A 26,559-nucleotide genomic window follows, 5' to 3' on the forward strand; every position below is an offset into this window, starting at 1 on the left:
CTGTACTCCATTATCCCATTTAAAGGCCTTCCGGCCCATACGCCCTCAGGCACAAACTCTGAACAAGCTGCTCAGTTCCACACGTTTTAAATCCCTGCCTATTACACACAACCTGCCAGTGTAGTCTGCGGACGCATTTTTTATTTCAATCTCACCTGGCACATAATCAAACTGTATCCATTTGTTTTCACTTGTCTTGAGGATACCTTTAGCCCTCAATATTATCCCATAGTCTTTCTCATTTGCCAGAGCATTTAAAACAGTCTTTAGGGCTGCCTCACTATATTCCTTTGGCGTTTCAACGCCCCAAACCTCAAAAAAGTCATCGGCACTGTGATTATGAGTGCTGCTGGTATGGTTGTGGTCTTGGGTATGGTCATGTCCATGGTGGTGGATATGACTGCCTCCGCAGCCGCATTTGCAGCCTGCCGTATGGTTATGCCTCTTGATGGCCACTTTCCGGGTTTCCATCAACTGCCTTTCAAGAGACAGTGCCGCATCCTGTTCTGCCACACCTATTACCAGTTCTGCAGGGATGCTTTCCCAGGGAGTTGTTATAATATTTGCATTGGGATTCAAGCTTTTGATACTATCCGCCGTTTTTTCAAGCCTATTGCTGTCTGCTTTCTGTGTCCTGCTCAAAACAACTGTTTTCGCGTTCTTGACCTGATTCTCGTAAAATTCACCGAAATTGGATATATATATTTGATATTTGAGTACATCTATTACGGAAATAACCATATTAAGCTCAACCAAATCCTGTAATCCAGGTGCTTTGCAGGCCTTCACCACATCTGAGAGCTTTCCTACCCCCGAGGGCTCAATTATAAGCCGGTCAGGAGCATACTGCCGGATAACCTCTTCAACAGCCTTTCCAAAATCCCCTGCAAGAGTACAGCAAATACAGCCGGAATTGATTTCTTTAACCTGGATGCCTGAGTTTTTAAGGATGCCGCCGTCAATCCCCACTTCTCCGAACTCATTTTCAATAATAACGACCTTTTCCTTGTATAATGCTTCTTCCAGCAGTTTTTTTATCAATGTGGTCTTTCCTGCGCCCAGAAACCCGGATATGATATCAACTTTCGTTTTCATGGGATATAAGCCTCCTTATGGCTAAAAGGGTGTTAGCAGCCCTCTTATATTCTATTTGTCCATTATGGATTTTATTTCTTCAATTATTTCTCCGCATAAAAAAATTATATATAAATGCAAATGCCAATCATTTGCATTTATATATAATATAATTTACCAACGTGAAATATGCAAGGCTTTTATATAAAAATTGCTTTCCTACCGGAATGACAGTTACCGTATTTGCCCTATTGTGGGGCTTTTCCTCCGGGAAATGCAGTTATTATTCCCAGCAGATATTGTTTCAGACATTGGGCTTCAAAATCCTTATGATAAAAGCTGGTAGCGGCAGAAATCAAAAGACTTCCTCCGATTATCGCTTTATGACCTGATAAATATACCTGCAACCGCTTGCAGGCTACCCTTCAACAATCCACGAAATTCCCTTTTCGATATAGGTGTTCCAGAAATTCCAGTCATGTACTCCTGAATCCTCCACATAGGTATGCATGATATTGCGGGAAACCAGGAAATCATGAAACTGCCTGTTCTCTTCCAGCAAAAAGTCCTCGGTGCCGCAAGCCATGTATATTTGGGGAATCTCTGCCTTCCTGCCCTTAAGCTCATCTATGAGAGCCTCCGGGTCCTTGTCACTGCCAATAAGCTGGTCCAGGTCCCCGAAAACTCTTCTGTAATAAGGATAATCAGCTACGGGACCTTTAAAATCAACCGGAATTCCGGCAATGCCCCTTGTAATAAGCGCAGATGAAAGTGCAATAATCCTGCTGAAGTTTTCAGAATACTTAAGCCCGTTTCTGACAGCTCCATAGCCGCCCATGGAGTAGCCTCCTATATAGGTATCGTCCCTTTTTTCGGACAGCCTGAACATCTGACGGGTGGTCTCAACAAGCTCCTTACCCACAAACTCACCATACAGAGCCCCTATGTCTGTGTCGTCCAGATAAAAATTATTATCTCCCGAAGGCATGAAAACCGCCAGGTTGTTTTTCATCGCAAACTCCTGGATTCTCGATCCGCAAATCCAATCCATGTAACTGCCTGTATACCCATGCAAAAGATAGAGGGACCTGAAAGGCCTTATTTCCTTTTCCTGCTCCGGGGTGTTATAGTCGTCCACAGGAATGAGAGCATTAAAGCTCACATGCCTGTTTAAGGCCTTGGAAAAATAATTAACCTGCAAAAAAGCCATTTTTCATTCTCCTTATTTAAAATTTATGATAATTTTAACCATTCTCCTTTTGCATCGGCAGAGGTCTTATAGACCTTGTCCATAAACCTTACAAGTAATTTTTCAGCAGGAGGAGCCCAGCCCCATATCCTTATTTCTGCATTTCTTTGTAATACCATGCCGTCGCTTATCAGGCGGGGAGCTTTATTTTAGTCTGATTACCGATCATATGAGCCTCTCTTTAGTCCGCTACAGTGAGAATTGAATAATTGTCCAAAATTAATGCAGCTTTATCAACTGTATTTTTCTTAACTGAAATATAATAAGTTCCCCCGGACAAGGTTGCAGTTATTTTCTGAACACTGTACTCCCCTTCCTCCACAGCAAGGGTACTTTTAGACAACTCTCTGCCGTCCTTGTCCAACAGGGTCAGGTTCATGGCTTTAGCGGCTGAAGTACTGTCCCCTGAAACAAAAAGTCCGAAGAAGGAAACGGAGGTATCCTTTTCCAATGTAAATTTAAAATAGTCTACATCCTTCCCATCACCAATATTGCCGCTTATGGACTGGTCGGGCAAGAAGTAGTTGGCCGCAGGAATACTGTTGTTATTCTCAAATTCCTGCAAGGTATTGTCATAGTTGTTGACGATGCCTAAGGGTATGGCGCGGGAAGATTTATACAGCTCCTTGATATAGTTTATGGGAATAGCAAAATTAATATTCTGTGCTCCCGAAAGAGTCATGGATGTAATGCCTATAACATTTCCGCTCATATTAAAGAGCGGTCCGCCGCTGCTTCCTGCGGATATTGAAGCCGTAGTCTGTATGAAATCAATGCCAAAGAATTTTCTCCTGCCGCTGACAATACCGTTGGATACCGTATTCTGAAGCTCCATGGGATTACCGATTGCCAGTACATCTTCAGCCAGTTCTATTCTGTCTGAGTCTGAAAGTCTGAGAACAGGCAAGCCCTTTGCGTCCTTCAGGTGCAATAGTGCTATATCCTTCAATTCACTGTAATTGAGCACATAGTCAACCTCATAACTGGAATTATTGTCAAATATACATTTTATGGCGGCTGCTCCGCTTATAACATGGAAGTTTGTGGCGATTACCCCGTTCTCCTGAATATTAAAGCCGCTGCCAGAGGCAATTAAATTTTCGTTATCATCAAATATTTTGATATGTACTACCGCATTTTTCTGCCTGGCAATTTCCTTTGCAGCTAAAAGTCCTGTTTCAGGATTTGGTGCCGTCAGGTTCCCTGGAGTATATTCAGGCAATATATGGGAGTCTGCGAGCCTGAGTATATCAACAGTATTGCCTGTCAAGTCAAACTTTTGTTTAAGCTGTCCGTCCGCTTTTATCCTGTACTCAGTATTCAGCCCCTCATAATCCTCCGAAAAAATGGTGTAATACAGCCAATCATTGGACTGGTTGAGGTATTCTCCCATGGAGTAACCTATTTTGGTCCTGACACGTTGATTTTCATCCAGCCTGTACAGGTTTCCCGAAAAATCCGAGTAGTATATGGTTTTTCCTATGCTATTCATAGCATTTACCCTTGCCTGAATTATGGAGCTTTTATTCCTGCCGCTCTGGTCAACCTTGTTAATGGTATATTTTACGCCGTCATATGCTTCATAATATATCCAATTGTCTGACTTGACCATAATAGTGCCGATGACAGCATCCTCTGCCAGCTTTTTGACATCAGTCCCGCCGGTTCTCATCTTAAACAGGTTTTTATCGTTGGACTTCTGATAATATATCCAGCCATCCTCCACAATCATACCGGTCAGGGAGTCATTGCCCAGCCTTTTTTTACCCTTTCCGTCCACTCTCATTTTGTAAAGCTTGTTGTTGTCGCTTTCATTTATGTAATAAAGCCATTCTCCTGATAAATTGAGGTATGATATCTTGTCTGTCAACAGCTTGGTTTTTGAGCTCCCGTCAGTTTTTACCTTATACAGGCGCAGCTTTTCCTCCGCAGATGCATAATAATCATTTACATAATATATCCAGTCTTTGTAAATGTTCAAGCAGCTTACAGTGGGGGTCAAAAGCTTTACTCTCTGACTGTCATCATTTTTTATCTTATAAAGTCCGCTGTTATCAAGGGAAACATAGGACCATTCCCCACCCGGAGCTACATAGCCGTAATTTGATATATTGCCGGAGGTATTTCCCCCCTTTTCGGAATTTTTTAAGGAGATACTTGCAGTGTTTGTACTTTTGTTCCAGTTGAAATCAAATCCAAAGGTATTGCACACAAATTCAAGGGGGATAAACATTTGTTTGCCTATTACCCCGGGAGCCTTTGGCAGCTTGACGGACTTTCCATTCAAAAGCCCTTTTGTGCTGCCCTGCGTCATCTGAAGGTTCTTGCCCTCCTTTGACACTGCAATGGTTTTCGTTTTGGTATTAAAGTCGTAAACCGTATCAAGGCTGTCCAGTATTGAATTCATAGGAGCCATCAGGACTCCGGCATCTGAAACCGGGGAAGTGCCGAGAGTCAGAGGTTCCCCTCTGAAATTAATCTTTATGGAAGGTACTGCAGCATTTGCACAGGTTGAAGAAATGATGGTGAAAACAAAAAGCATGAGCAGTATGACATACTTACTTTTTTTTGAATGCATAATGATCCTCCAGTATTGGAATTATGATTGCCATGAAGCCATTATTAATTATTGAACCTTTGCCGGTATATGGAACCGCCTTAATTATGGCGGCGTGAATATTATCCAATTATAGTATAATTCTGGATATGTTTCAACAAGATTCGCCATTATGCTGCTTTATTTGCTTTTATATAACCTACTTAAACTTTTTCCTCTTTAACAGTTGTGAGGTATCCAGAGTGTCCGTCTGCCGGGGTTCAGTCCTGCCGGTTTCATCCATATCGGGCCCGGCTTTTTTCTGTTCCTCCCTTTCCGCTGTTTCCGAATAGCGGTCGATATTTTCATAGCTTCCCGCCGGATTAACGGGTCTTGAGGTTCCTTGACGGCTGCCTTCATTTAAGTCCGGCTTAACATTTTTATAAGCTCCACCTGCCGGTTTACTTTGAGCCTTTGAAACAGCCTCAGGACTTCTGCCCGGGTAAAACCTGCCGCCCAGCTTCACTGCGGCAGCACGCAGTCTGTTTACATTCAGATTCAGTCGTCTTAAAGCGATGTCCAGCATGAATAAAATCAGGAACATGGATATGAGGTAAGCCGTCAGATCCCTCTGTCCTGTTTTATGCCTTATATCCCCTGCAAAAACCTCTTCAGGTTCTTTTATCAGCTTTCCGCCCACATCAGCGGTCAGCTTTTCCATATTGTCGCCGCTGTTTATTTTATATTCCGGAGAGTATTGGACCGCGTGGCCCTGCATCAAAGCATTCACCAGCTCCCCATTTTTCTCCTGCTTTCCGCTTACCATATACACTCCATCTTCCTTTATATCAAAAGTGCCGGAATACTCGCCGGGAGCCACAGGATTAAGCTGTGCCTCCACAGTCTCTCCCGAAGGAGTAAGTACGGTTGCCTTTGTGTTCAATTCATTGTCGGCAGTTTTGTTCTTTAAGGTTACGGTTGCCTTGGAACCCTGCTGCGATATTTCCAGGGAGGCATTTTCATTGTTGTAGTTTTCAACAGTAAAATTTATAATGTTCTGCCACAGCTTGATATTCTTCTCCCAGGGAATGTAATTTGAACTCCATTTGCCGGTAACATCCGAGTTCCAGGCAACAGCCTTCCCCAGCCCGTATTGCCAGACCGTCAGAATAGGATCTTCCTCGTCGCTTCTCAAAACCACTCTTGCCGTTTCCTTCTGGGATGCACCAACATAGCCCAGCAGTGACGGCAGTCCGCCTTCTGCCACTCCCTTTAATACGGAATGCTCATAATTTATCACAGGGGTGAATTCCCTGTTGTTTAAATAGGTTCTGGCAGCCATGAAGGTTTCTTTCGTGAATATTGAGGGTATGTTTGAATAAGCATCGGTAACATAAAACCTGCCGCTGCAACTGTTGGCTATCATGGACAGCAAAGCTTTATCGGAATCCTGCCCTACTGCAACGGTAGATACGGTTATGCTTTCCTTGTTGATATCCTGAAGCAGGCTGTCATAACCCACTCTTTCAGCCAGGCCGTCAGTGAGCAAAATAATATGCTTGATTTTTGCATCACTTTCCTTCAAAGATTCATATGCAGCTTTAAGTGAAGGTATTATACTGGTGCCTCCGTCTGCGCGAATGGAGCCTATGTCCTCCTCAATTGCCTTGGGATCATTTATTATCTGTCTTTTTACAACCCAGCTATAGGCTCCGTCCAGGGAAAGGACTCCGATTTCATCCTTACCCGCCCTTAAGGATTCAAGGCTCCTTATAGCGCCCTCCTTTGCCATATCCACCTTGCTTATGCCTGCAACCCCCTCGGACATACTGCCTGATTTGTCAATTATCAGCAGCAGTGCCATCTTGGGTGCCTCCTTCTTGCCCCGCATATCCATATATACCGGCAGAACCTTTTCCAAAGGAGTTTTGGAATACCCTCCCAGGGCAAAGGAATTGTCACCTCCGGTGGCAATAAAACCTCCTCCGAAATCTTTTACATAGCTCTCCAGGGAATTTTTAAAGCCGCTGTTGAGGTTATCTATCTGTACATTGCAGGTAATGATGGTTTTATAGGCGTTCATATCCTGAACATTTCCAGGCGCCGCTTTTGCATCCACCAGAGTATAATCCATGGAAGAGGCCTTGAGCATTTTTATCAGTTCCTCGGCTTCCCCCTTTTGATCCTCAAGCACAAGTATTTTTGGCTTTGCCACAATGTTTGTAAAAGCGGACGCCTCGTTATTCTGAGGCAGGCTGTCTTTTTCCGGTTCAATCAATACATTGTAGCTTTTAAACCCTCCTGAAACCGCTCTGTCTCTGAATACAAATTTATTGGTGCCCTTCTGCAACTGTACCGTCTGCTCGGATAATTTGGTCCTGTCGCTGACAAGAGTTAATTTTGCCTGCTGAACCGTTGTGCTGTTTATTGTCACCACAAGATTAAACTCCTCATCCAGAGCCAGTCTTTCAGGTACTTCTATTTTTTCAACCAGGGCTTCCTCCCCGGTATTTTTCTCAACCTTATAATATTTAAAGTCTATGTCCTGCTCCTGCAAGGACATAGCTATCCTGGCCGCACTTCCGGAATTTTCCTCTCCGTCTGAAAGCAGCACCACTCTTTTGTTGCTGTTGCCGGGCAAAAGTGAAAGTGAGGTGGCAAGCGCATTTTCAATATTTGTGTAATTGCCGTTTATCCTGCCTTCAATCTTGGAAAAACTGGCCTCGTCGCTGACAAAGCTCTCCACCTGTGCATTGTCGCCGAAGGATATTACACCCAGCTTGTCTTTAGGTCCTTTAAGCTTATAGGCCTCACGTATGAACTGTTCCATCTGACTCCTTCCTGACAGGGTTGAATCCGATGCATCTATGAGGAAGAGAGTTGTCACATTATTGAGCTTCCATGTGAGACTCGTGCCGCTTAAGGCCAAAATGAGCAATGCCAGCACCGCACACCTTAAGACCGTTATCCAGGTTTTTTTATTCCTGTTCATCCTTTTTAACCATCTGATTGATAATATGACCAGTCCCAACAGCACTGGAATTAAAACCAGCAAATATGGTCTTTCAAAGCTCAGGCCCATAACTATATCCTTTCTTTAAAGCATCTGAATAGCTTGAAGTGAAACAAGCCCATAAAATATTCCTTTGCAGAGACCTTCAGGAATTGACTATACCCTGTATTGCCTGACATATGCCATCCACTCCGCAATTGCCATAAGAAGAGCAGCCGCCAGCAATATGTTTAAAAGATTGATGCCTCCGCGGTCATTGACCCGGCTGTCTTCCTGTAGGCGGCTATCGGCCGTGGTGCCGGCTGCCGGAGTATCCTTCCCGGCATTTTCATAGTCATCCTTATTGTATAAACCGCTTTCTGAGACAGGAAAGTTTACCGCTACAAGTTTCTCAATTTCCTTTTCTCCCACCTTCTGGCTTATATCATATATTCCCGAAAGACTGGTCTGTTCAAAGGGTTTAACAGGATATTCCGAGCTTAATTCCGTTCTCTGCCCTTCGGGAGTCTTAACATATATTTTTTCGGCTTCAGGCAAAGGAGTTATAGCTATTTCCTGTCCGCAGCTATACTGGGTAGCTGCCATGGTATCCCTGTCAATAAGATATGAAATCAGATTATTTACGAAAATAGGGAACTCCAGCGTAAGAGGGAAATCCGAGTTGTGTATGTCAAACCCCAGAGCGGCTATTTTCTGTCCCTTGAATTCTCCCGCAAAAGCTGCCTCCCTGTCGCCTACCGTTATTAAAGGGCTTGCCCAGTATGGCATTTCCAGAGAGCTTATTTGGGATATGACAAAATCACTGTTGTTCATATATTTTGTTACAGAATGGGGGGATATTTCAGCTTTACCGCCTATAAGCCCTTCTCCTGTCTTAAAAAAGCCATTGCTTTTCTGAGGATCGAGAAAAAGTATATTGCCCTTTTGAGGCAGATTACCTGCGTACTCTCCGTCAAAAATATACAGATCAAAGCCCTCTTCAATTTTCTCATCCGGAAGTGTCTTGAACAGTTCAATATCCTTTAAGGTATTCAAGGCCTTTTCCATAAAAACATTCTGCCCGGTTGAAAGCAAAACTCTTTTGGCTTCCTTTTGCCTGATTACCGTATATACCCTGTTGTCTTCCATAAGACCGTCTTCTTTTGATAATTCACCATAAATATATTTACTGCCGGCAGGAACATTATCAAAATAAACTGTTTTTGTTTCACAGGCTTTTAATTCTTCATTTTTGATGGAAATAAGCTTTTCTTCTCCATACAGGCAGAGCTCTGCATCTGTGGCGGCTGTTCCGTGGTTGGTCACCCGCAGCATTACCTTCAGCAGTTGGTCTCCTCTTGAAGCGGCAATATAGTCCAGGCTCACATTTGGCCTTTGGGGGCCAAGCACTGCTACTTCTCCGTCCAACTCCTTCAAATCAGGATTATAATCGGTAAAATAAACGGTTCTGCAGCTCTGGTACTGCTCACTGATAGCTTTTACCAGTGAAAAGGTGTCTTCCAGGCTGCCTTCACTATTTGTGGGCGCTATTCCCTTCAGCCTGCTCAGAACCTCCTTTTTATCGGTGCTCCCGCTGACTTCGACCTTGATGTTCTTAGCCGCTGAGATAAGTGTCATTTTAGTTCCCGACGATAAGGAATTTACCAAGTCCTCCGCCTTCTGCTTTGCCTCTTCCAACTTTTTATCCTTTTCCCCCAAAGCGCTCATGCTTCCGGAGGCATCAACCACCATGACAATATTTTGATAATTGTTGTTTTTCCACCATATGAAAGGGTTGGCAAGTGCAAAAATGCACAATAGCAATACCAGCAACTGCAAAAAAAACAGCAGATTTCTTTTCAGCCTTTGGAACGGGCTGGTAGCGTCAAGATCCATAACAACCTGCTGCCAGAGATACAGGCTTGATATCTGTGTTTCTTCGTATCTCTGCTTCAATATATACATTAGAACAAAAATCGGGATAAGGGTTAAAAACCATAACCCGTTTGGAGATATAAGTCTCATACCGGTAATATTCCTTTCAAACGATGCCCTCTCTGGTAAAATCCTCAAACACGATTTTCTCCAGGCTGTCTGAGGTTGATAGCTGAAAAAACACTCCTCCGTACTTTTTGGCTGAGGATTTTATTCCGCTTTGCAGCGTTTTCAGCTTTTGGTTGTAAGTCTTCAACAGTTTTGGAGTTATGGTCAGATTCATCTCCTCTGCGGTCTCGCTGTCCACCAACCGTACCTGTCCGCCTAATTGCGGATTGATTTCATCTTCACTCAGTACCTGTATTAAAATTATCTGCTGCTTTTTAAAAGCCAGGTATTTTATTACTTCATCAATTGAACCGGAGGTAAAAAAGTCGGAAATAACCACGGAAATTCCTCTGCTTTTCAAATCCTTTCTTTTCAGGCTTGCAGCAAGATTTGTATTTCCTGTAAAGCTGCCTGACTCAAGAAACTGAAGGGCCTTCTTAAAAGAGCTTTTACCCATGAAAGAACTGGACGGGACGAGAGTGCTTTCTGTAAGCCTGTTCAGGCATACCCTGTCCAGGTTGTTCAGTGCCAGATAAGTCATTATGCCTGCTATTCTCAAAGACATGGCAGCTTTGTTTTTTTCACCGTAATCCATTGACTTGCTGCAGTCGCAAAAAATATTCAGCAGGGCCTCCCTTTCCTCCATAAACAGTCTTAAAAATAACTTGTCAAAACGTCCAAAGGCATTCCAGTCTACCCTTCTGAAATCATCTCCGGGCGTATATTCCCTGAAATCTGAAAATTCCACAGAACTGCCCTTGGCTTTTGATTTTCTTCCGCCTGCGGCTCCGTCCGTCAAAGTCATGCGAACCTTTATTGATATACTTTCAAGTTTTCTGTAAAAATCCTCGTCAAACACTTTTTCCATCATAGCAAGTAACATTCAGCCTTCCTGCAAAAATTTGGGCCTGCCTTAAACCTTTACCGAATCCAACTGGCTTGCAAGTATCTCATCAATTATTTTTTCGGCAGTAATTCCATCCGCGACAGCATCAAAATTCATAAAGAACCTGTGGCGCAAGGCCGATGGAGCAACATACCTGATATCGTCAAAGGATACATTATATCTCCCCTCCATCACAGCCCTCACCCTGGCCGTGGAAATAATGGCCTGAGCAGCCCTGGGGCTTGCTCCGTATCTGATATATCTTTTGGATAGTTCAGGAGCCCTTTCATAGTCCGAATGGGTTGCAAGAACTACCTTAAGGGCATATTCCTCCACCAGCTTGGACATTGGAACCTGCTTTAACATATCTCTTATTTCGAGTATCTGAGACCTGTTTATTATCTTCTGAAGCTCCGAGGCCTGGTTGTTTACCGTAACACCAATAATGCCCTTAAGCTCCTCCAGATTTGGATAGGGCACCAGAAGCTTAAACAGGAACCTGTCAAGCTGAGCTTCCGGCAAAGGGTATGTGCCTTCGTTTTCAAGGGGGTTCTGGGTTGCCAGCACCATAAAAGGTTCCTCCAGATGGTAGGTGCCGTTTCCCACTGTCACAGTATGCTCCTGCATGGCTTCCAGCAGGGCAGACTGAGTTTTTGGAGTGGCTCTGTTTATTTCGTCCGCCAGTACCAGGTGGGCAAATACAGGACCCTTCTGAAATTCAAATTTGCTGTTGCCCTTTTCATCCTTCATTATTATATTTGTACCGGCCACATCGGCCGGCATGAGATCGGGAGTAAACTGTATCCTTGAAAAGGATAGATCCAGAACCCTTGAGAGAGTTTTTACAAGCTGAGTCTTGCCAAGCCCCGGTGACCCTTCCAGAAGTACATTTCCGCCGGTAAATACGGCTATGAGCACCTGGCGAATAATATCCTTCTGACCGATAATGGCCTTCCCTACCTCATTTTCAACTGTCTTTATGGTATTTACTATACCTGCGATTTCCTTTTCGTCCATATTATCTCCCATCTACGCGCATAGCGCGTACACAAATAGTAATGAAAGACACGCAGTGGCTTTCGCTGCGTGAAATCCACTTTGACTTGCCACATGTATCTTTCACTCTAGTACAACATCCGGTAAATCCTGGCACATAATTTGGGTATATTTTTTTGAACTACATCGTTGTCGAAAAGAATAACATAGTTATTCTTGATTGAAATACAACAATTATTCCGCACTCCTCCGCCTTGTATTTCTAAAAAATCTTCTCCAAATTTATGCACCCTATTTACCGAATGTTGTACTATCCTCCAACTACTGCTGCAAGCAGTTGGTTCATTTTAATCCTGCAGCGATGAAAAATAGTCCTTGATTATGTCCTCCATACCACCGGGAATAGACCAGTTATCCATACTTTCCATAGCTTTTTCACTGTATTCCCCCACCACCTGGTTATAGGGCTTGAGCTCACCCAGGGCTGCGTTTGCATCATTGGTTATGGTTGTTTCACTTTTTCCGCTGTTATTGCCCTTGCCGGTAATTACAGAGGCTTCACCGCTGCCGCCCAATCTGGAAGGCGTGAAGACCTTCTCATATTCCTTTTCCTTCCCCGGGGATGGGCTCTTGTTTGCAATACCGCCCTGTCCGTAGGGAGTAACTCCGCCGTCTCCGTTCCCGCTGCCACTGCCGGCGCCACTGCCCCCCTGACCCTGACCCTGGCCTTGACCCTGGCCTTGACCCTGGCCCTGGCCTTGACCCTGTCCTTGGCCTTGACCCTGACCCTGGCCTTGGCCTTGACCCTGACCTTGGCCTTGGCCTTGACCTTGGCCTTGGCCTTGGCCTTGAGCATTTTGAGGGTTGGGCTGCAAGTTATTCTGAGCCTGAGCCAACGCGTTGTTCATATTCTTCTGAGAAAGGCTGCTGCCAACAGCTCCGCCCAGTTTGTCCACACTTTTGCCTATGGCATTTTCATCCCCACTGCTTACAGCATTGCCCAAGCCGTCCAGACTGTCCTTCAATTCACTGCTGCTCACAGAAGCTGAAGCCTTTGACAAGGCATCCTTCAGCTTGTTCTTTTCCTCAGCATTCATTGAGCTGATTTTATCCTTCAGATTATCAAGCTCTTTCTTGATATCGTCTGCCTTCTCAGATTTCAGGGCATCTGCCAAAGCCTTGGAATCCTTATTTCCGGCCAGCTTTTCCGCCAGATTTTTCAAATCCTGGTCCCTTGAAGGGTCTATTTTCTGCTCCAGTTTCTTAGCCAGCTTTTCCAGTGCCTTATCGGCTTCTTTGGTATCCTGTGCCTTTTTGAGCTCCTGTTTTAAAGCATTTAGCTTATCCAATAATTCTTTTTTCTGAGCTTCGGAAATTTTTGGATTTTCCTTTATTTGCTTTTCTGTCTTCTCAACCTTCTTTTTCTGCTCCTTTTTATATACGTTCAATTCATGAGCCTGCCTGGCTTCCTCCTGCAAAGGCTGAGGCAGAAATACAGATGCTCCGAATACCAGAGAAAGAATAATTAATGCAATCATAATTTTTTTCTGGGGCAAAAGCTTTATTTTATTTCTATAATCAATTGTATCCAGTTTACTTACAGTATCCTTCAAAAGTAGTTCCTTATATTGAGACTCTTCCTTTTCCAGTTCCAAAGAAGTCGAGAGCCTTTCATGAAACCCGAAGGAATCCAGCAATTGTGCCAGCTTCCGCTGCCTGGGAATAAAAAAGGGAACACTTATCAGGGAAAGCAGCAAGATTGCTGCACAGACATAGCCCCATAACAGGTATACCCTGTATATAGGTATAAACCGTGAGAGCAGTCCCATAACGGTACCTGCCGCCAGAGAAAGGCATATGCCTGCCGCTCCGTTGCGAAGAATCAGTTTGAGTATGATTCTTTTTCGGACTTTTCCCAACTTATTGAAAATATTACTGTAAGGGTTCTCTGATATCATCCGTTGCTCCTTTTGAACAGCTTCCTTTTTACCGGATTAAGCTTTATGGCACTTAAAAACAGCAGAAGGACAGATAAACAAATATTAAATATAACATTAATATGCCACAAGTGCAGACTTCCCTCCTGAACCGTCAGATTCAAGCCGGGGAACATACGTCCCGCCCCCTCCTGAAACTGGTCTGCAACCAGTGAAACAAGAGCCAGTCCGGGATTCAGGTTGAAAAGCCAGAAGGTACCTTCGTAGGGTGTATTAGGATTACCCGGAACTATTACCATCTGTACATAAAAGATTGAGATGAGAAGAGTCCCAATGCCAAGAAATACAACCACAGCATAGGTCAGAACATTTGCGGCGGTACTTTTCTTAATATAGGTTGAAAAGAATATACCGATGCTTCCCAGTGTTATTGCCACAACAATAAAAAACAGATAAACCTGAATAAGCTGTACAAAACCTATACCGCCGTACAGAAATATTATTGAGAATACGGGTATTGAAGATATCAGAAGCAGGATTACCTGGCTTAAAGATGCAAACAATTTGCCCGTTATTATTGAGCCGTGATTCAAAGTCGTGGACAAAAGTATATCCAGGGTCTGCTTCTCTCTCTCTCCTGATACAGCTCCGGCAGTCAATGCGGGAGTTATAAGCGCAATCAGTCCGAACTGTGCGGCCACCAGAAAAGCATACGTTCCAAATATGGTTGATTGAGTGGGAACTCCGGCACCATTTGCAATAGTCATCTTTAAAATAAATATGGTCAATAATAATAAAACCAGGTTATAAACACCTATCAAGATGGCGGCTTTCCAGCTTCTCATCTTGACCTTGAGTTCCTTTTGCAGTACGGGATTTATTCGAAAACGCCGTCTGTTTACATTTGTGCTCATTGTTTTTCCTCCCCGGTAGCAGTTACCTTCATGAATATATCTTCAAGGTTTCCGTCCAATTGATTAAAAGCAGTTACAGGTATATTTTGCTGGATCAGCCTCACCAGCAGAGCATTCATGAAATGCTCGTCACCTTTAAAGGAAGCCTCCACTTCGTTTTCACTCACCCGGTTCACACCATCCAAATCAGGATATTCCTGAAGAATTCTTACGGCTTCGTCAAGCTTGTCTATAACCCTTATCCTGATGGTTTGAGCATGATATACCTTGCGGGTAATCTCCTCTACCGTACCGCTCATTACAATTCTGCCTTTTTCTATTATGCCTATGGCTGTACACAGTTCTGCAAGCTCCGGCAGGATATGGGAGCTGACTATTATAGTCTTCCCCATACTTTTCAAAGTTCTCAGTATTTCCTTCATTTCAATTCTTGCCCTGGGGTCCATGCCTGAAGCAGGCTCATCCAGAATCAGCAGGTCGGGATTGTGCACCAGGCTTCTGGCCAGGCAGAGACGCTGTTTCATTCCTCTGGACAGGGAGTCTACATAAAAATCCCTTTTGTCCGACAAATCCACAAGCTCCAGCAGGTCCTGGCACACCTTTTTACTTTCGCTGCCGGTAATATTGTAAATAGATGAATAGAACTCCAGGTACTCCATTACCTTCAAATCATCATAAACTCCAAAGAAGTCAGGCATATAGCCTATTTTCCGCTTCAGCTCCCTGGGTTTGTTTATTACATCTATACCATCTGCATATACCTTTCCGGAGGTTGCATCCAAAAGTCCGCATACTATTCTCATGGTGGTTGTCTTGCCTGCTCCGTTCGGTCCTACAAAGCCGAATATCTCTCCTTTTGGTATATGAAGATTCAAGCCGTCAACAGCACGAAATCTTCCATAATTCTTGTAAAGCTTCTCTATTCTGAGCATTATTTATTCCTCCCTTTTGCAGACATTTGAGGCAGCCCTATTTCACCGTCGGTAACTTCAAGTCTGAGCTTTACTGTGTTGTCGGAAGACAAATAAGCCCTGAGTTTTTCTCCGCTGATTTTAATATCGTCCACAGGCTCGTATATCTCCTCACCGATATTATATATCATATAGCTGGAATTGGTGGCCTTGGTATTTTTCCCAGAGGCCTTCACTTCCATCTCCTCCACAAGCATGGCTTTATCTATCCTGAACACCACTTCAGCAGAACCGTTTCCAAAAAACCTCCTGGTGTTCATATCAAAATTAACATTTGAGGTGTTAATCACTTCATAAGGCACAAAGCCCATGGGATATTCCAGTGTATCTCCGTCCGCGAACCTGATGTCTACCGGCATTATAAGAATATTCCGTTCATTCTTTTTGGCCTGTACGTCGTTTACCAGCATAGTACTGTGAACCTGGGTCTTGGAAAAACCAATAAATTTAATGCCGTCTATCTGTGAACTTCCATAGTTATACAATCTCTGAAGTATGTTCCCTTCCTGCCTCAGATCCATCATTCTCTTCTGGTCCACGGTGCTTTGTCCCGTCAGACCCGCATTATTCCTGAAATAGACATCATTTACTATTTCGTACATATTGCCAAAGTGGTTGTTTGCATTAAGCTTTGCCAAATCAACGGTTTCTCCTTTTTTGAGGCTTCTGACTATATAGTAGCCGTCAGGCAGCAGCAGCAGGCAATCCTCCAAATCCATGGCAGTGGAATTTTTAATAGTACCTGAGATTTTACCGTTCTTTAAGCTCAGATTTGTTTCAAGCCTGCCCAGTTCAAGAGAAGCCTCCTGTATCTGTATAATCTTGGTCTCCAGCAGGCTGCTGTTTTTATACTCTATTCCGCTGTCTTCACCTGTATGGATTTTTGCTTCCTGCACCTCTGTTTTAGTTTCACGGTCACTGTAATAATTATTTGCAACAGGAATGAAACGGTCACCGCTCTGGCTTGTCAGTTTGACCTTTGATTTGTTTGTGTTCAATATGCCGGCATAGGTGTCTGTGGAGACATTTCCTTTATTGTCAATATTTATATATGAAATCACGTTTGTGGTTATTTTGCCCAATCTTGTGCCGCTGCCTGTTATATACACTATCCCGGCGAAAACCACAGCCAGCACCGGCACTGTCAGCCACATCCATTCACGTTTGTCCAGCCTTTTAAGTATAAAATAGCTCAACGGGGCTACAACCAGTATGTAGGCAAGCAAAATCAGATAAAAACTGGAGGTTCTTGCGGTTGCCATCTCTGAAAACATGTTCACGGCCTGCTGAAGGCCATAAATATCATTATTGAAATAAGTCACACCATTGTTAATATTATTTGTACTTGTCAGGCTCGGATTTACAAGTGCCAGGATTTTTTCCATAAAAACAGTGTTATTATTCCAGTTTACAAAGGGGGCCTTTCCAAGATCAAAGGCCAGAATTCCCACAACCCCCGTACCCTTTTCATTAGCCTGCACAAGGCTTACATTCTTGTCCTCCAATAAAACCGCACTGTCTTTTACTGAAAGAGAAAGCACGTCCAGCCTGGCTTCATTTTTGTTATCACCGTTTGTAGCAAGCTCGTAAATTTTCGAGGTGGCTATCTCCTGCATACTTCCTTGGGAGCCCTGAATAAAATCGTCCTTGAAAGCCGACAAGGTCTTATTATACTTAGACCCTGTTCCCACGATTAATGTTCCGCCGTTTTTCACCCACTGTTTTAAAATTTCATATTGGCCCTTGCTCAGACGGGAGGTGTCGAAATCGTTAATTACCAGAATATTAAAGGCTTTCAGTGTAAAAATATCCTCTGGAAAATTCTTTTCATCAAGCTTTATGGTTTTTGTAATCAAAGACATTCCTGTAGAAGCAGGAGCTGAATTGATATAGGAAAGACTGTCGAAATCATCACTTAAAATCCCTATAAAAGTTGTGATGTTATTTGAGGCCACAGTTGTAATGGAATCCTCATATACCTTGTGGTCACCGTCATAAATGTTTACAGAATACTTGGAACGGTTGTCGTTTCCGATGGGAACATTTATGGTAATGAGCTTTTCGGCGCCCTTTTGAAGGCTCACGGGTTTCACATAGCTCATATACTTGCCCGGCGAGCTTGGAACACGGATTTCCACTTCACCGTCAATGTCCTTGTAGTTGTTTTTAATGCTGATATTTACAGGTGTTGAGAAGCCAATCTTATAATTGTCGTTAAATCCAACATTGAGTTTAACCTCAAGTTTGTTTTCATCCTTGGCTGTTTCGGCAGCCCCGGCGGAAAAACCCGAAAAAATTGCGGAAAAAATAATAACTGACGCAACTAAAACTTTAAATAAATTTTTCATCTGACTCTCTCTTTCTGTCTTTCTGTCTTTTGTGCTTCTTTGTCCAGCCCTCCCTATTATACCATATTGTGGATAGCCCACCAAGTTACAGAGTCTTAATTTTTCCTTAACAAATCATTTCTATTTTCTTTACACTTTCAGGCTGCTGAAATCAGAAACCTGTAATATTGTTGAATGCTGACAGGCTTGAGGGCTGTACACAGGTCATTGCCTCACTCATAACGCATACACCTCCTGCCCCCGCCTCCAGAACTGCCCTTGACCTTTCCACGGTCATACCTCCTATAGCGTATACAGGTATATGTACAGCCCCGCAAACCTCCCTAAGAAAGTCAAGGCCCCTTGGAGCCAGCTCCTTCTTGCATTCGGTGGGAAATACATGTCCCGCTATAAGGTAGCCTGCTCCCAGACTTTGGGCCTCCAGAGCCTCTTGGGCAGAATGTACCGAAGCACCTGTGCACCTGAAAGTGCTTATCCTGTCCCTGTGCTGTCTCAGCTCAGGCATTGACAGGTGCAAATAGGGAAGCTTCAAGCTCAAGGCAACCTCAACCTTATGGTTTACAATAAAATCCACCTTATATTGAAGACAAATTGAATTTATCTGTCTTGCCAGCAATGCATACTCCCGGTCTTCCATATCCTTTTCCCGGAGTAATATTGCACGAGGCCCGGCCTCCCGGGCCAATTGTCTGATACGGTCCAGAAAATGGTCCCTGCAAAGCTTCCTGTCGGTTACAATTATCAGCATACTCTCTCCTGCACTCACTTTTTTCACCCCTGCATTCCCGGCTCCGTCAGCCTAGTGGTCTGTAACACCTAAAACTTATATTGCCCGGTCAGGAAAATTTTTTCAGGACCAGGCGGAGGAGGGCGGAATAATTGTTTTATTACAACTAACGACAACGACGTCCTGGAGAAATTTAACCGCCGGCAATGTATGAATTCAAATGTTACGGACCATTAGTGCTATACTCTGATATAGTCGTTATAAACCGGCTGCAGCCCTCTTCTCTCAATCATTTCATGCACCTGGGCCACACTTCGGGAATCTGAAATCTCAAACTGCCCGTCTCCCTTCCCGGGCTGCTTGTGCCCTCCTACGCCAACACTGACACCTGCCGAAATTTTTGTAGCTGCCAGACCTATGATATTATCTCTGAATTTCGGCTTTTCCCTGGTGGAAATAGTAATTCCTGCAAAGGGCATGAAAAGCCGGTAGGCCAGCATGACCTGCAAAAGCTGTCTTTCATGCACATGGTTTGGGTTGCCGGTCCGGCTGTTTATATAAGGCCTCAGACGAGGTACTGAAAAAGCTATTTCTGCGTGGGGATACTTTTGCTGTAAAAAATAAGCATGGAGTCCTGCCCCATACGCATCCCTTCTGAAATCATCAAGTCCCAGCAGTGCCCCTATCCCCACGCCCCGCATTCCTCCAAGCAAGGCTCTCTCCTGTGCGTTGAAGCGATACGGAAATACTCTTTTGGGCCCTTTCAGATGCACCTGTTCATATTTGCCGGTATTATACGTTTCCTGATAAACCGAAACAAAATCTGCTCCACATTCATGGAGATAGGCATACTCCTGGGAATTTAACGGATATATTTCAATGCCCACGGTTGAAAAATACCCGGCGGCCAGCTTCACCGCTTCGCCGATGTATTCCGTACCTGAAGCTGTCCGGGATTCTCCCGTCAGTATAAGAATCTCTTTGAGCCCGGTAGCCGAAATAGTCTGCAGTTCCTCGGCTATTTCCTCCATGGACAGCCTGCCCCGGTGAATTTTATTGCTGCAGTTGAAGCCGCAGTACACACACTCATTTTCGCAATAGTTTGATATATATAACGGCGTAAACAGACTTACGGAGTTCCCGAAATACCTTCTGGTATTTCCCAGGGCCTTGTGTGCCAGAGTCTCAAGATATGGCTCCGCCGCCGGTGACAGGACGGCTGCAAAATCAAAGGGCGTGAGTCTCTCCTTGTGCAGGGCCTGTTCCACCTCCCTTCCTGAAAATCCGTTGTAATCAAATTCTGAAAGCATGGAAAGCACCCGGCCCATAATATCCGAATCAACAGCTTCCATACCGTCTGCATAGCTCATATGACCTGTTTCCATTTTATCCTCCCTCTCTGCTCCGCTGAAACACTGGCATTTTGCAACCTGGCAGCCCTCCCGCCGGTTTAATCCTCAAGAAAGCCCGTCAGCGGACTGGAGGCCTCCCCACTGTGTTCCAGAACTCTTCCCGGGCCTGCCAGATATGCATCCCGCCCCGCCCTGATGGCCTGTTTAAAAGCCCTTGCCATAAGTGCCACATTTCCAGCCGTGGCTACCGCTGTATTGCACATCACTGCTGCGACCCCCAGCTCCATGGCTTCACAGGCCTGGGAAGGGCGGCCTATGCCCGCATCCACAATAATGGGCAGATCTATTTCGTCAATGAGGATTTTTATAAATTCCTTTGTTACAAGGCCCTTGTTGCTGCCTATGGGAGAGGCCAGCGGCATAACTGCAGCAGCTCCCGCATTTTGCAGCTCCCTTGCCACATTCAGGTCGGGATACATGTATGGCAGCACTGTAAAGCCTTCTCTTGCCAGCAGTTCCGTAGCTCTTATGGTTTCATAGTTATCGGGCAGGAGATACCTGGAATCGCGGATTACTTCCACCTTTACAAAGCTGCCGCAGCCCAGTTCCCTTGACAGGCGGGCAATCCTCAGAGCCTCTTCCGCAGTTCTTGCTCCGGAGGTATTGGGCAGCAGGGTAATGCCTTTTGGTATGTAGTCCAGAATATTTTCTTCTCCCCCCATATTTGCCCGTCTCAGCGCAAGGGTCAATATTTCTGCCTCTCCCTGCTCTATTACTGCTTTTACGATTTCAAGAGAAAATTTGCCCGAACCCAGTATAAATCTTGAATTGAATTCATGGCCTGCTATTACTAATGTATCATTCATTTACGCTTCCTTTCCTTTCATTATGGTATAGCCCGAGCCCCATTGGGGGAGGGCCTGAAATTATTCCCTAAACCTGGTCCGCACCCACCAGCAGGCGCAGTACCATATTTGCCTGATGTCCCGCACATATCATGACTCTTGGAGCCATCAGCCCGTTTCCGACGCCGGCTCCGTTCTCAAGGTCCCCGCATACATACAGGCGTTTCATGGGCTGGACGGTTCTTATGAGGTTGGAGCTGTCATAGCCCGCCATACCCGATGCCGCCACAAGCTTTACAGTCTTCAGTTCTTTGAGTGCAGTATTTACAAGGACAGCCTTGGAGTCAGGCCTGTCAAAGGCTTCGCATATAATGTCATAGCCTTCAAAAAGCTCCTTGACATTGCTTCCTGTCACTCTGACATTTCTTGTCTTAACACTTATAAAAGGATTAATAGCTTCAAGCTGACTTTTCAGTGCCCGGGTTTTGAGCAGCCCCAGATGGCCGATATTATAGCATTGCCTGTTAAGATTGCTGGGCTCCACGATGTCAAAATCCACCAGCAGCAGTTGTCCCACCCCAATTCTGGCAAGCATCACTGCAATGTTGGAGCCCAGGCCCCCTAGGCCCGCAATAGCCACCTTGCCGCTTTTTATCCTGCTGTGTACCCCGGGGGTGTGTCTTGCCGCCAGCATGCTTTCAAGCTCTTCCCTTTGCGGCATTGCTCCCTTTGTGATTATATTCAGAATATCATTTTCGGTTATGGGGCGGTCCCCGTCTATTTGAAAGCCGTTGAAGATTATGATATCCGTGGGCTTCCCGTATTTCTCACGGACCTTGTATGCCGTAGTCTCTTCAGCCTGAACCTCTCTGCCGTTAAGTATGAATTTCATATGTCAGCCTCCGCCCACAAATCTCACAACCTCCATCTCGGCTGCATCATCCACCAGGGTATCGCAATAGACTGATTTTGGAATAATCTCTCCGTTAAGCTCCACCGCTATGGTATCAATATTGTAGCCGGAAGCTTTTAAAAAATTGTCAAGGTGCTGCGTTTCTTCAAGCTTTATGTACTGTCCGTTTAATTTCATCGTTTTCCCTCCCAGGAGTAATATAGGACCTAAACAAAAAAGCACAAAACAAGAAACACCCTTTCGGTGGTGTTCCCCATTTTGTGCTTTTTTAATTGTCTTAAATTTTACCGCATCATACCCCTGCTGTCAATACAGGAGCTGCTGCCTATTCTGAAACGCTGAAGGCCGCCTTCAGGAGTCCGTCTCCAGGTCCCTCCAGGTAGTTCTGAAGGAATAGTTCCAGACTATAATTGTAATAACTGCCGAAACTGCAATGTTTGCTGTAACACCAAATGGTATGAAGCCTGCGCCGAAGTGCAGCGCAGCCATAAGACCGGCTACAAGCATCAGCAGAAAGCTCATGCTGGCATTGGTTCCCTGCTGCATATTGCTGAAATCCTGTGAAAAGGGCAGTTGCCTGTTGGCCGCCTTAAAAAAGCATAAGAGCAGCAGCAGCATGTTTACAAGCATCAACAGCACGTCGGGTATTATCCGTACACCGTATAAAAAAATGTATATAATGCTCAGAAAAGTCATCAGAGGAATATTGTATTTAAATACAAAGGCTTTAAGGGCCCCCTTTAGGATAAGTGCGGGCTTTTCTACCGGAAATGCCCTGTATATCCATGCTCCTTTGAATTTTTCGCTTCTGTTTATAAAACTCACAGAGATACTTGCCATTGCCACGCCAAAATACATGCTTAAAAAGCTGCTGCTGGTTTTCAATCCTTTGTAGGCTTCAACGAAACTGCCGTGGGAGAAGCTGATAAATACAAAGATAAGCGGCATGATAAAAGCAAAGGCCAGACTTGGATAAAGCTGGAGCTTCAGCTTCCTTTCACTGGATATCATATCCCGGGTGAAGTTGTAGACAGCTCTCTCCTGCCTGTCAGGACAAAGCCATTCTGAAACCAGTCTCTGAAGGCCTGAGTTTCTTCGCCCTTTGTTACCCTTGCCCTCGTTATTGTTCAGCTTCTGAAGATTCTTTTCAAAGTATGGCATAATGAATTTTATGTAGATGGCAAAGGCCAGCACCGGCACCACCACCGCAAGAGCTGTTGAACCCAGATAGAAGCCGGTGGCTTTTTGCTCCGTCAGCATGGCAAGCGGTGACGCAAACCAGGTGGTAGGAATCAAATAGTTCCACCACTTTGGAGTAAAGCTTATATTGATTTGAGAAATGTTGAACATCCTGCTTATGAACTGGTAGCCTATAGTCATACATATCATCAGGGCTATTTGAAAATAGTTGATGATATCCTTGAGCTTCTCACCGTCAAACAGGCTCAGGATTATATAGTAAAATATTGAAGTCAGGAACATTACCAGACAGCATATGAGTATCATCTCCAGAAACAGTACCAGGAAGAAACCCGACCCATATCTGAAAATGCACATAATCATGGTAGGACCTGAAAGGGTAAGGGTTATTCTCATCAGATAATACAGAATATGTATTGTCTTGGCAAGCTTGATGGTTTTTTCCTTAATCGGTCTTGGCAGCAGTATGTTCTTATCCTTTACATCCAGCAGTACCGTTGAAAAATCCGATATCATGGTGGCCAGTATCATAAAAATAATCATACCCAGCACAATATTCATTTTATAAAAGGTTTGAAAGGGTATCCAGACAAAAATTGAAATCATCAGTCCCATGAAACCGTATATTAACATGGAAAGCAAAGGTATGTTCCTGCTCTCGATATCCTTTTTGTTGGACAGCAATGTGGGTACATTTCTGGAATCAAGAGTAAGTTTTACCTTGAGTATCATTCTCAACTGGGAATAATCTCCGTCATTTTTTTTCAGAATTGCGGCAGCCTTATCCAGCAGCCTTAACAAAACAAACTCTTTCATTCTACCTCCCATCTGCACGCATAGCGTGTACACAAATATTAATGAAAGACACCCTGACTTACCAAATGTATATTTCACGCTAACTCCAAACTGCGGCAGTGAAACTTCAAGTTTTTCAGCCGCCAATAACGTCCACAAATTCTCCGGCAAGCTGTTTGTGCTTGTCAAAGCCCGTAAGCTGATTGAATATATCCTCAAGACTGCCTTCCTTGCTCTGCTCCTTCAGTTGCTGGAAGGTTCCGTCCGCAACAATGCTTCCATTATTTATCAATATGATTCTATGGCTTATTTTTTCAACAACCTCCATAATGTGAGAGGAATAGAATATGGTTTTTCCCTGCTCGGCAAGGTGGCTCATTATCTCCTTGAAAACCATCACGCTGTTTGCATCCAGTCCGCTCAAGGGCTCATCCAGGAAAAGCACCTCAGGGTTGTGGATCAGGCTGGATATTAGCAGCACCTTTTGTTTCATACCCTTTGAATAGGAGGTTATTCTGGAATCATATACCTGCTGGATTCCGAACAGCTCCATAAGCTTAAGTGCTTTCTTGTCAGTCTCCTCATAGTCCATCCCGTACATCTGTCCCAGAAAGGTTATGTATTCCCTTGCGGTAAGATTGTCAAAAATTTCTGCTGTTTCGGGAACATAGCCTATCTTTCTTTTATACTCCACACTGCCGTTGGAAATATCCTCTCCCAATACCTTTACACTGCCTTTATAATTATTAATAAGTCCCAGCAGTATTTTTACCGTTGTGCTCTTCCCCGCACCATTGGGGCCTATATATCCAATAATCTGTCCCTTTGGAACCTGGATGCTTATTCCGTTTATAACCTGCTTTTCTCCATAGCTCATATACAGGTCTCCAATTGCTATTGCCGCTTCTTCCATTTCACACTCCCCCTTTAATCCTCAAAAAATAAGATTAAACTTTTTCCACGAACCTAATCCTTACATTATATTGCAAATACGCCATACTATCAACCATTCCCGGGCAGCCTGGTTTTCCTGACTTTTGTGATAAACTTGAAGATGGCTGTGGAAAGCATGATTCCGAATCCGATGCTGCCACCTACTGCCAGGGCCAGGATACCTTTGCTGAGGGCCTGGGAAATGTTGTTCTCCACTATATATCTAAGAGAGGTATATGCGGTAAATCCAGGCACCAGCGGAAATATCCCCGGAATCAGGAATTCAAAAGCCGGGGTTTTAAGCTTTCTGGCAAGGGACTCACTGTAGCAGCCCACTGCTACGGCACCTATAAAGGTGGCCGATATGGCATTGCCGGTATTATTAAAGACAAGGCTATATACAAGCCAGCCCAGGGCACCGCTAAGACCCGCCCAACCAATCTTTCTCCTGTCAATATTGAATAGAACCGCAGGAAATATGCTTCCGAAAAAAGCAATAACAACCTGAATCAATTGTGAAGTTGACATAGAATCCTCCATAGCTAAAAATATCCAGCGTTCCGCAGCATTTAAATTCATATCCTTATTATTGAAAGTGCCGTCACTATCCCCACTCCCATTGCAACTATAATCAGAATGGCTTCTCCGAATTTGGCAAAACCTGAGACATAATCCCCATACAGCAGGTCCTTAATCCCGTTGGTAAGGGCTACTCCCGGCAGAAGCACTATAATGGCTCCTGTGATTACATTGTCCTTGTTTATGACAGGAAGCAGGGAAGCCGCCACCAGACTTACAGCACCAATAATAAAGCCTGACAGGTAGTACTCCAGAAATTGGAAGGAACCTATTTTAGAAATATATTCCAGGAGCAGATATATTCCAAAGCTTATTACAAGCGAAACCACGGCATCATATATGCCCCCGTTGAAAAACAGGGTATATGCAAAGGCCGTAAATCCGGAAGCCAGAAGTCTTATACCCAGTGAAAAATTGGGCGCATTATATATTTCGTCAAGCTTCCTTCGAGCCTCCTCATAGGTGAGAGGGCTTTGTGCAAGGCCTCTTGAAAAAGAATTTATAAGCTCCACCCTGTACAGGTCCACACGCCGTTGGTTGATCCGCTTTACAGTGGTAACCAGCTCCCCCTGGGAATCGGAAATTGATATATATATACCTGTGGACGTGGAAATACATTCTCCTGAAAATCCATAGGATGAACAAATCTTTTTAATAGTCTCCTCCACACGGTAGGCCTCGGCACCGTTGCTCAGAAGGATTTCACCCGCTGCCGTGGCAATTTCGGCCACTTTTTTAGCTTCCATAAAAATACCTCTGTAAAATTATTAAATTACATAACAACTATCAATTATATCAATTCTTAACTGACTTTAATATCTCCAAAATAAATACTTAAAAAATATTCTCACAAACTGATTATTGATGGTCTATTTATATATATTTTTAAAATTGAATAAAATAGACAAATCATCGGAATATAAAATATATAGATATTATTAAACCTGCTAAAAAGAAAGGAGCATGTTATGAGTCAAAAGGGAAGCAAGGAACACAAGAAGTCATCAAAAACAAAATCAACAAATAAATCTGAAAAAAATATCAATCCTGAAAACCAGGGTTCAGATTTCAATAACAAAAATAATGTCAAGCCTGAAAATCAGCCCCGGTTCTAGATATTGGAAGCAGGAAAGCAAATTTTTTCCTGAATAGAAATCGGCATAAGAGCAATAATATTTACTGGATACGGAAGTGTATCCGGTGGATACATGGTTATCCATTAGCAAAGGTTTAGCTGACCAAAAAAGTTGGGAGATGATACCTTTGGAC

Annotated in this window: 21 protein-coding genes; 1 reads left to right on the forward strand and 20 read right to left on the reverse strand. The window is 44.0% G+C overall.

The window, feature by feature from the left end; all coding sequences use genetic code 11:
- Positions 1-45: 45 nt before the first annotated feature.
- From CLHUN_RS07255 to CLHUN_RS07350, 20 genes are all read right to left on the reverse strand, one after another.
- Positions 46-1,095, reverse strand: coding sequence for a CobW family GTP-binding protein (locus tag CLHUN_RS07255; protein ID WP_080063921.1), 1,050 nt, complete (start codon positions 1,093-1,095; stop codon positions 46-48).
- A gap of 397 nt (positions 1,096-1,492) precedes the next feature.
- Complete coding sequence (locus tag CLHUN_RS07260) at positions 1,493-2,284, reverse strand: alpha/beta hydrolase (protein ID WP_080063922.1); 792 nt, start codon at positions 2,282-2,284, stop codon at positions 1,493-1,495.
- A 220-nt stretch (positions 2,285-2,504) separates the two neighbouring features.
- A complete protein-coding gene (locus tag CLHUN_RS07265; protein ID WP_080063923.1) occupies positions 2,505-4,901 on the reverse strand; it encodes a DUF5050 domain-containing protein in 2,397 nt (798 codons plus the stop codon).
- 178 nt (positions 4,902-5,079) lie between these two features.
- Positions 5,080-7,941 carry a VWA domain-containing protein gene (locus tag CLHUN_RS07270; protein ID WP_080063924.1) on the reverse strand — a complete coding sequence of 954 codons (2,862 nt, stop codon included), beginning with the start codon at positions 7,939-7,941 and terminating at the stop codon, positions 5,080-5,082.
- An 87-nt stretch (positions 7,942-8,028) separates the two neighbouring features.
- Positions 8,029-9,924 carry a vWA domain-containing protein gene (locus CLHUN_RS07275; RefSeq protein ID WP_080063925.1) on the reverse strand — a complete coding sequence of 632 codons (1,896 nt, stop codon included), beginning with the start codon at positions 9,922-9,924 and terminating at the stop codon, positions 8,029-8,031.
- Positions 9,893-10,777 carry a DUF58 domain-containing protein gene (locus tag CLHUN_RS07280; RefSeq protein ID WP_242656465.1) on the reverse strand — a complete coding sequence of 295 codons (885 nt, stop codon included), beginning with the start codon at positions 10,775-10,777 and terminating at the stop codon, positions 9,893-9,895. Before CLHUN_RS07280 ends, CLHUN_RS07275 begins: the two co-directional genes overlap by 32 nt.
- Positions 10,778-10,807: 30 nt before the next feature.
- Positions 10,808-11,797, reverse strand: a complete 990-nt coding sequence (locus CLHUN_RS07285) for an AAA family ATPase (RefSeq protein ID WP_080063926.1) — start codon at positions 11,795-11,797, stop codon at positions 10,808-10,810.
- 326 nt (positions 11,798-12,123) lie between these two features.
- Complete coding sequence (locus tag CLHUN_RS07290; RefSeq protein WP_080063927.1) at positions 12,124-13,734, reverse strand: hypothetical protein; 1,611 nt, start codon at positions 13,732-13,734, stop codon at positions 12,124-12,126.
- Positions 13,731-14,627, reverse strand: coding sequence for an ABC transporter permease (locus tag CLHUN_RS07295; protein ID WP_080063928.1), 897 nt, complete (start codon positions 14,625-14,627; stop codon positions 13,731-13,733). The genes CLHUN_RS07290 and CLHUN_RS07295 overlap by 4 nt, the downstream gene beginning before the upstream one ends.
- A complete protein-coding gene (locus tag CLHUN_RS07300; protein WP_080063929.1) occupies positions 14,624-15,559 on the reverse strand; it encodes an ABC transporter ATP-binding protein in 936 nt (311 codons plus the stop codon). Before CLHUN_RS07300 ends, CLHUN_RS07295 begins: the two co-directional genes overlap by 4 nt.
- On the reverse strand, positions 15,559-17,946 hold the full coding sequence (locus CLHUN_RS07305) for a hypothetical protein (protein ID WP_080063930.1): 2,388 nt from the start codon (positions 17,944-17,946) through the stop codon (positions 15,559-15,561). The genes CLHUN_RS07300 and CLHUN_RS07305 overlap by 1 nt, the downstream gene beginning before the upstream one ends.
- A gap of 151 nt (positions 17,947-18,097) precedes the next feature.
- Complete coding sequence (locus CLHUN_RS07310) at positions 18,098-18,694, reverse strand: thiamine phosphate synthase (protein ID WP_080063931.1); 597 nt, start codon at positions 18,692-18,694, stop codon at positions 18,098-18,100.
- Positions 18,695-18,912: 218 nt separating this feature from the next.
- Positions 18,913-20,058 carry a 2-iminoacetate synthase ThiH gene (gene thiH / locus CLHUN_RS07315; RefSeq protein ID WP_080063932.1) on the reverse strand — a complete coding sequence of 382 codons (1,146 nt, stop codon included), beginning with the start codon at positions 20,056-20,058 and terminating at the stop codon, positions 18,913-18,915.
- Positions 20,059-20,123: 65 nt separating this feature from the next.
- Positions 20,124-20,891 carry a thiazole synthase gene (locus CLHUN_RS07320; protein WP_080063933.1) on the reverse strand — a complete coding sequence of 256 codons (768 nt, stop codon included), beginning with the start codon at positions 20,889-20,891 and terminating at the stop codon, positions 20,124-20,126.
- A gap of 67 nt (positions 20,892-20,958) precedes the next feature.
- The gene (gene thiF, locus CLHUN_RS07325) at positions 20,959-21,762 is read right to left on the reverse strand and encodes a sulfur carrier protein ThiS adenylyltransferase ThiF (protein ID WP_080063934.1); all 804 of its coding nucleotides are present in this window, start codon (positions 21,760-21,762) and stop codon (positions 20,959-20,961) included.
- Between the two features lie 3 nt (positions 21,763-21,765).
- Positions 21,766-21,960 carry a sulfur carrier protein ThiS gene (gene thiS / locus CLHUN_RS07330; RefSeq protein WP_080063935.1) on the reverse strand — a complete coding sequence of 65 codons (195 nt, stop codon included), beginning with the start codon at positions 21,958-21,960 and terminating at the stop codon, positions 21,766-21,768.
- A gap of 174 nt (positions 21,961-22,134) precedes the next feature.
- On the reverse strand, positions 22,135-23,799 hold the full coding sequence (locus tag CLHUN_RS07335) for a hypothetical protein (protein WP_080063936.1): 1,665 nt from the start codon (positions 23,797-23,799) through the stop codon (positions 22,135-22,137).
- Positions 23,800-23,914: 115 nt separating this feature from the next.
- Positions 23,915-24,691: an ABC transporter ATP-binding protein gene (locus CLHUN_RS07340; protein ID WP_080063937.1), complete on the reverse strand. Its 777-nt coding sequence runs from the start codon at positions 24,689-24,691 to the stop codon at positions 23,915-23,917.
- Between the two features lie 89 nt (positions 24,692-24,780).
- Positions 24,781-25,239: a threonine/serine exporter family protein gene (locus tag CLHUN_RS07345; protein WP_242656466.1), complete on the reverse strand. Its 459-nt coding sequence runs from the start codon at positions 25,237-25,239 to the stop codon at positions 24,781-24,783.
- Positions 25,240-25,286: 47 nt separating this feature from the next.
- The gene (locus CLHUN_RS07350) at positions 25,287-26,036 is read right to left on the reverse strand and encodes a threonine/serine exporter family protein (RefSeq protein WP_080063939.1); all 750 of its coding nucleotides are present in this window, start codon (positions 26,034-26,036) and stop codon (positions 25,287-25,289) included.
- Between the two features lie 222 nt (positions 26,037-26,258).
- On the opposite strand from CLHUN_RS07350, the gene CLHUN_RS22105 reads away from it, so the two are divergent.
- A complete protein-coding gene (locus CLHUN_RS22105) occupies positions 26,259-26,405 on the forward strand; it encodes a hypothetical protein (protein WP_165755696.1) in 147 nt (48 codons plus the stop codon).
- The last annotated feature ends 154 nt before the right edge of the window (positions 26,406-26,559 follow it).

This window comes from Ruminiclostridium hungatei (genome assembly GCF_002051585.1).
Lineage (GTDB): Bacteria > Bacillota > Clostridia > Acetivibrionales > DSM-1351 > Ruminiclostridium > Ruminiclostridium hungatei.

What these genes read in the sequence shown, in the direction of transcription:
- CLHUN_RS07255 (WP_080063921.1), bottom strand. Translation starts at nt 1,095, where the DNA reads ATGAAAACGAAAGTTGATATCATATCCGGGTTTCTGGGCGCAGGAAAG.
- CLHUN_RS07260 (WP_080063922.1), bottom strand. Translation starts at nt 2,284, where the DNA reads ATGGCTTTTTTGCAGGTTAATTATTTTTCCAAGGCCTTAAACAGGCAT.
- CLHUN_RS07265 (WP_080063923.1), bottom strand. Translation starts at nt 4,901, where the DNA reads ATGCATTCAAAAAAAAGTAAGTATGTCATACTGCTCATGCTTTTTGTT.
- CLHUN_RS07270 (WP_080063924.1), bottom strand. Translation starts at nt 7,941, where the DNA reads ATGGGCCTGAGCTTTGAAAGACCATATTTGCTGGTTTTAATTCCAGTG.
- CLHUN_RS07280 (WP_242656465.1), bottom strand. Translation starts at nt 10,777, where the DNA reads ATGTTACTTGCTATGATGGAAAAAGTGTTTGACGAGGATTTTTACAGA.
- CLHUN_RS07285 (WP_080063926.1), bottom strand. Translation starts at nt 11,797, where the DNA reads ATGGACGAAAAGGAAATCGCAGGTATAGTAAATACCATAAAGACAGTT.
- CLHUN_RS07290 (WP_080063927.1), bottom strand. Translation starts at nt 13,734, where the DNA reads ATGATATCAGAGAACCCTTACAGTAATATTTTCAATAAGTTGGGAAAA.
- CLHUN_RS07295 (WP_080063928.1), bottom strand. Translation starts at nt 14,627, where the DNA reads ATGAGCACAAATGTAAACAGACGGCGTTTTCGAATAAATCCCGTACTG.
- CLHUN_RS07300 (WP_080063929.1), bottom strand. Translation starts at nt 15,559, where the DNA reads ATGCTCAGAATAGAGAAGCTTTACAAGAATTATGGAAGATTTCGTGCT.
- CLHUN_RS07305 (WP_080063930.1), bottom strand. Translation starts at nt 17,946, where the DNA reads ATGAAAAATTTATTTAAAGTTTTAGTTGCGTCAGTTATTATTTTTTCC.
- CLHUN_RS07310 (WP_080063931.1), bottom strand. Translation starts at nt 18,694, where the DNA reads ATGCTGATAATTGTAACCGACAGGAAGCTTTGCAGGGACCATTTTCTG.
- thiH (WP_080063932.1), bottom strand. Translation starts at nt 20,058, where the DNA reads ATGGAAACAGGTCATATGAGCTATGCAGACGGTATGGAAGCTGTTGAT.
- CLHUN_RS07320 (WP_080063933.1), bottom strand. Translation starts at nt 20,891, where the DNA reads ATGAATGATACATTAGTAATAGCAGGCCATGAATTCAATTCAAGATTT.
- thiF (WP_080063934.1), bottom strand. Translation starts at nt 21,762, where the DNA reads ATGAAATTCATACTTAACGGCAGAGAGGTTCAGGCTGAAGAGACTACG.
- thiS (WP_080063935.1), bottom strand. Translation starts at nt 21,960, where the DNA reads ATGAAATTAAACGGACAGTACATAAAGCTTGAAGAAACGCAGCACCTT.
- CLHUN_RS07335 (WP_080063936.1), bottom strand. Translation starts at nt 23,799, where the DNA reads ATGAAAGAGTTTGTTTTGTTAAGGCTGCTGGATAAGGCTGCCGCAATT.
- CLHUN_RS07340 (WP_080063937.1), bottom strand. Translation starts at nt 24,691, where the DNA reads ATGGAAGAAGCGGCAATAGCAATTGGAGACCTGTATATGAGCTATGGA.
- CLHUN_RS07345 (WP_242656466.1), bottom strand. Translation starts at nt 25,239, where the DNA reads ATGTCAACTTCACAATTGATTCAGGTTGTTATTGCTTTTTTCGGAAGC.
- CLHUN_RS07350 (WP_080063939.1), bottom strand. Translation starts at nt 26,036, where the DNA reads ATGGAAGCTAAAAAAGTGGCCGAAATTGCCACGGCAGCGGGTGAAATC.
- CLHUN_RS22105 (WP_165755696.1), top strand. Translation starts at nt 26,259, where the DNA reads ATGAGTCAAAAGGGAAGCAAGGAACACAAGAAGTCATCAAAAACAAAA.